Here is a 4,146-nt window from a genome sequence, read left to right on the forward strand (position 1 = left end):
TGAAAAAAACACTTGCAAAATCTCAAAAAACATGTATAATAGAAAATGTCGCTAATGAATAATAGCTAATCAAGTCCGGTGGCGATGGCGAGAAGGTCACACCCGTTCCCATCCCGAACACGGAAGTTAAGCTTCTCAGCGCCGATGGTAGTAAAGGGTTACCTTTGCGAGAGTAGGACGCTGCCGGGCTAAGTTTTTAAAATGTTATTATTCCGCAGTAGCTCAGTGGTAGAGCAATCGGCTGTTAACCGATCGGTCGTAGGTTCGAATCCTACCTGCGGAGCCAAATTGGAGAGTTGTCCGAGTTGGTCGAAGGAGCACGATTGGAAATCGTGTATACGCTAACCGCGTATCAAGGGTTCGAATCCCTTACTCTCCGCCATAGACAACAACGGCCCCTTGGTCAAGTGGTTAAGACACCGCCCTTTCACGGCGGTAACACGGGTTCGAATCCCGTAGGGGTCACCATTTGGAGGATTAGCTCAGCTGGGAGAGCACCTGCCTTACAAGCAGGGGGTCGGCGGTTCGATCCCGTCATCCTCCACCATTACAAACATCTAAATAATATTATAGCAAGCTGGAGCACGAACGAATAAACTTCGTAGCAAAACTTCAGCATACCGATTTCGCAGACATCTGTGAAATAACTATCGAAATCGGGATGGTCAATAGTTCAGTTGAACTTTAAGCATAGTAAATATTTAGTAAATAATATTATCGCGGGGTGGAGCAGTCTGGTAGCTCGTCGGGCTCATAACCCGAAGGTCGTAGGTTCAAATCCTGCCCCCGCAATACTGGTCCGGTAGTTCAGTTGGTTAGAATGCCTGCCTGTCACGCAGGAGGTCGCGGGTTCGAGTCCCGTCCGGACCGCCATTGTAAAATAATGTGGTTTAGTAGCTCAGTCGGTAGAGAACGAAAGAATAAGCTTCCATGAGTTACATCAAACGTACTGATCGAACAACATCTTGAATAAGCTTTCTGAGATCAGGACGAAGGACTAAAGTGAAATATATTTAGCGTAAATATTTTAATAAGGTTCAGTAGCTCAGTCGGTAGAGCAAAGGACTGAAAATCCTTGTGTCGGCGGTTCGATTCCGTCCTGAACCACCATTTTTTAAAGAAAAATCAAATGATGTATGTTATAATATATTTGCGCCGGCCTAACTCAATTGGTAGAGAACGAACGAGTAAGCTACGAAACGATACATCAGCGTACCGCTCGAAAAGCTACTTGAATCAACTAACTGAGAGCGGGACGACGAAATGTAAAACTAATATTAAATAACAAATATATAATTCAATATGCCGGCCTAGCTCAATTGGTAGAGCAACTGACTTGTAATCAGTAGGTTGGGGGTTCGAGTCCTCTGGCCGGCACCATCTAAATTAACCGTGGAGGGGTAGCGAAGTGGCTAAACGCGGCGGACTGTAAATCCGCTCCCTCAGGGTTCGGCGGTTCGAATCCGTCCCCCTCCACCATCACAGGGGTATAGTTTAACGGTAGAACAGAGGTCTCCAAAACCTCCGGTGTGGGTTCGATTCCTACTACCCCTGCCATTTTTTATTTATTCCTATAATATTATGGCGACCGTGGCGAAGTGGTTAACGCACCGGATTGTGGCTCCGGCATTCGTGGGTTCGATTCCCATCGGTCGCCCCATTAATTGATTATTGGGCTATAGCCAAGCGGTAAGGCAACGGACTTTGACTCCGTCATGCGTTGGTTCGAATCCAGCTAGCCCAGTAATATTTTGCGGAAGTAGTTCAGTGGTAGAACACCACCTTGCCAAGGTGGGGGTCGCGGGTTCGAATCCCGTCTTCCGCTCCATTTCTATTATTTGGCGGTATAGCCAAGTGGTAAGGCAGAGGTCTGCAAAACCTTTATCACCGGTTCGAATCCGGTTACCGCCTCCACTGAACTTATTCACATGCCGGTGTGGCGGAACTGGCAGACGCGCGGGACTCAAAATCCCGTGTCCCTTACAGGACGTGTCGGTTCGACCCCGACCACCGGTATCTTTAGTATTTTTTAAGTTAATTTTAAAAAAGAGTTATTTGCTCGTAAGCCTTGATATATAAGGGTTTACGAGCTTTTTTTGTATTTTTAGGTTTCGATTGAAAACGATTGGTTTTCGAATGATTTTACACATTTTTTACACAAGTTTTACCCAATCATTTTCTCGAAAATCTCTATTGTTGCCTGCTCTTCTTTCTCTCGTAACTCTTTAATGACGTGGGTATACTCTCGTAAGGTAGTATCAATGTCACCATGTCCAAGTCGTTCACTTACATAATGAATTGAAATATTTTTATACAAAAGAACACTTGCATGTGTATGACGTAACCCGTGAATGGTGATTGGTTCAATACCAAGATTGCTTAACGTTTTCTTTAATAGCTTGTTTGCATTTGTGTTGCTTATAACTTTGTATCTTGAGGTAGGACTATAGAAAACCAACTGATGAATATTTGTAGGCATGGTTTTAAATAGTTTTTTAAAATGAGCCATGACAGTTGGATTCATTGTTATCGTTCGCACAGATTGTTCGTTTTTTGTCGGTCCGAAACCTTCAGGATGGCGTTTCATATATCCCCAGGTTTTATTTATTCTTATCGTATTCTTTTTAAAATCAAAATCTTTCCTTGTAAGTCCAACCATTTCGCCAAAGCGCATTCCAGAAGTTAGTCCTAGTAGAAGTAGTGAATAACCTAATCCCTTGTTAATGTTCTCCCATATCTCTTTTAATAAGATCTCGCTTTCTTTATAGTTAAGATGCTTTTCTTCTGATTTTTTGGCGGGTACAGTATAGGTAATTACAGCATTTCTTGTAAAATCACGATGAATAATTTGTTCATCCATTGCGTCCTTCACACATGCACGAATATGGGTATTTACTTTTTCTACTGTTTCTTTAGATCTACTAGAACCAAACTGATTAATAAACATTTGATAATCATGTCTGGTGATCTCTTGTAAAGGTTTACTCCCGAAGTATTCTTTGATCCTTTATAAGTGTATTCGTAATGCTTTCGAGTAGTAACACTGATATTTGTTTTATAAAGCCTAACCCACTTGTCAAAATAGTCATCTATTGGTACTGGAGTTAGATGAGGAAGAAGTCCTTTACTTAACTGTGATTCTATCTCTGCAGCTGCAATTTGAGCTTCTTTCTTAGTGCGGAAACCTCCCTTTCTTATAGGTTTTGATTTTCCGTTAACCATATGGCTAACAGTAAACTGATATGTTTTTCCTCGTTTTTGAATACTAGCCATATTTTCCCCTCACTTTTTTTTCATAAGGGTGGCCAGTCCCGAAATAGGTCACCCTTATTTTAACAATTTCTTATATTGTTTTGTAGTTATATATAAGGTAGTAGGAATTATATCTGCTACTAGGAAGAAAATATTCGGTGAAAATTCTTATCCAAAAAGTCTGCCATTTTTAAAGCATGAAAAGACCAAGTTTGCCCTTTTGTTTTTGGATAGAAGACAAAACCACCATGTTCAGTATCAAGTATTTTTCTGAAATGTGATGGATAAAGAATATTTTCTTTAATCCATTCATGTTTTCGATTGATTCTTGTTTCGAGATCTTTCATTGACCAGTAGACTCCATACAGTTGTTGCTGTTTAAGCTCCTTCAGTTCTACTTTTGAGATTAATACGGTATCAGACGGGATTGGGATAGTTAGATTAACTGATAGCTGTTGTTCCATTTTTCATACCTCCACCATGATAATTATTCGATCATTGCAGCACAAAAAAATGCTTTTACAACAAGGAACAGAATCCATATGGACCTGTGACTTATTGCAAAAGCATTTTTGTTTTGCATTTTATCTGAAGTGTGTTAGTAGTTTGTTATAAGTGTTTCAAACAAAGCCTATTTGGGCTAAAAAAATAAATGACTGGATGCAAGTAAATACTCCTATCTAGTTGAATCTAGCTGCAATGTGTTATTGCTAGGCGCTTTGTCTATTGTGTAATTAATTTTTATTTCATTATTGGTGTTTATTCAATTTGTAAATATTAATTTACAGGATTTAATAATTTATGTCAAGATAATATTTATCAATATGGAAATCTGACTAAGAGTAGATAATTATAATTGTGGCACTAGCATAATATTTTTGAGTTATCGAGGGG

General features: G+C 40.0%; 3 protein-coding genes, 15 tRNA genes and 1 rRNA gene. 16 read left to right on the forward strand and 3 right to left on the reverse strand.

What is annotated here, in order from left to right:
* Positions 1-74: 74 nt before the first annotated feature.
* The 16 genes from rrf (at position 75) to GW534_RS15580 (ending at position 2,016) form a co-directional block, all read left to right on the forward strand.
* A 5S ribosomal RNA gene (gene rrf / locus GW534_RS15505) occupies positions 75-189 on the forward strand.
* Between the two features lie 22 nt (positions 190-211).
* Positions 212-286: transfer RNA gene (locus GW534_RS15510), tRNA-Asn, on the forward strand.
* Positions 287-290: 4 nt separating this feature from the next.
* Positions 291-382: transfer RNA gene (locus GW534_RS15515), tRNA-Ser, on the forward strand.
* A gap of 11 nt (positions 383-393) precedes the next feature.
* Positions 394-468, forward strand: a tRNA-Glu gene (locus GW534_RS15520).
* Positions 469-471: 3 nt separating this feature from the next.
* A tRNA-Val gene (locus tag GW534_RS15525) sits at positions 472-547 on the forward strand.
* Positions 548-718: 171 nt separating this feature from the next.
* A tRNA-Met gene (locus GW534_RS15530) sits at positions 719-792 on the forward strand.
* A gap of 4 nt (positions 793-796) precedes the next feature.
* Positions 797-873, forward strand: a tRNA-Asp gene (locus GW534_RS15535).
* A 161-nt stretch (positions 874-1,034) separates the two neighbouring features.
* Positions 1,035-1,110: transfer RNA gene (locus GW534_RS15540), tRNA-Phe, on the forward strand.
* A gap of 194 nt (positions 1,111-1,304) precedes the next feature.
* Positions 1,305-1,380, forward strand: a tRNA-Thr gene (locus tag GW534_RS15545).
* Between the two features lie 14 nt (positions 1,381-1,394).
* Positions 1,395-1,479 (forward strand) — tRNA-Tyr (locus GW534_RS15550).
* 4 nt (positions 1,480-1,483) lie between these two features.
* Positions 1,484-1,557 (forward strand) — tRNA-Trp (locus GW534_RS15555).
* Positions 1,558-1,584: 27 nt separating this feature from the next.
* Positions 1,585-1,660 (forward strand) — tRNA-His (locus GW534_RS15560).
* Positions 1,661-1,672: 12 nt separating this feature from the next.
* Positions 1,673-1,744: transfer RNA gene (locus tag GW534_RS15565), tRNA-Gln, on the forward strand.
* Between the two features lie 9 nt (positions 1,745-1,753).
* Positions 1,754-1,828: transfer RNA gene (locus GW534_RS15570), tRNA-Gly, on the forward strand.
* Positions 1,829-1,840: 12 nt separating this feature from the next.
* Positions 1,841-1,914, forward strand: a tRNA-Cys gene (locus tag GW534_RS15575).
* Between the two features lie 16 nt (positions 1,915-1,930).
* A tRNA-Leu gene (locus GW534_RS15580) sits at positions 1,931-2,016 on the forward strand.
* A 148-nt stretch (positions 2,017-2,164) separates the two neighbouring features.
* On the opposite strand, the gene GW534_RS15585 is transcribed toward GW534_RS15580, so the two are convergent.
* From GW534_RS15585 to GW534_RS15590, 3 genes are all read right to left on the reverse strand, one after another.
* A complete protein-coding gene (locus GW534_RS15585) occupies positions 2,165-2,947 on the reverse strand; it encodes a site-specific integrase (RefSeq protein WP_312854690.1) in 783 nt (260 codons plus the stop codon).
* Positions 2,902-3,273 (reverse strand): Arm DNA-binding domain-containing protein, encoded by a 372-nt coding sequence (locus GW534_RS16855; RefSeq protein ID WP_312854691.1) that lies wholly within the window; start codon positions 3,271-3,273, stop codon positions 2,902-2,904. Before GW534_RS16855 ends, GW534_RS15585 begins: the two co-directional genes overlap by 46 nt.
* A 119-nt stretch (positions 3,274-3,392) precedes the next feature.
* Positions 3,393-3,716, reverse strand: a complete 324-nt coding sequence (locus GW534_RS15590) for a DUF771 domain-containing protein (protein ID WP_158176796.1) — start codon at positions 3,714-3,716, stop codon at positions 3,393-3,395.
* Positions 3,717-4,146: the final 430 nt, after the last annotated feature.

It is taken from the genome of Pallidibacillus pasinlerensis (assembly GCF_009996845.1).
Taxonomy (GTDB): domain Bacteria; phylum Bacillota; class Bacilli; order Bacillales; family Caldibacillaceae; genus Pallidibacillus; species Pallidibacillus pasinlerensis.

Coding starts and splice junctions, on each gene's coding strand:
- GW534_RS15585 (WP_312854690.1), bottom strand. CDS start 2,947: ATGTTTATTAATCAGTTTGGTTCTAGTAGATCTAAAGAAACAGTAGAA.
- GW534_RS16855 (WP_312854691.1), bottom strand. CDS start 3,273: ATGGCTAGTATTCAAAAACGAGGAAAAACATATCAGTTTACTGTTAGC.
- GW534_RS15590 (WP_158176796.1), bottom strand. CDS start 3,716: ATGGAACAACAGCTATCAGTTAATCTAACTATCCCAATCCCGTCTGAT.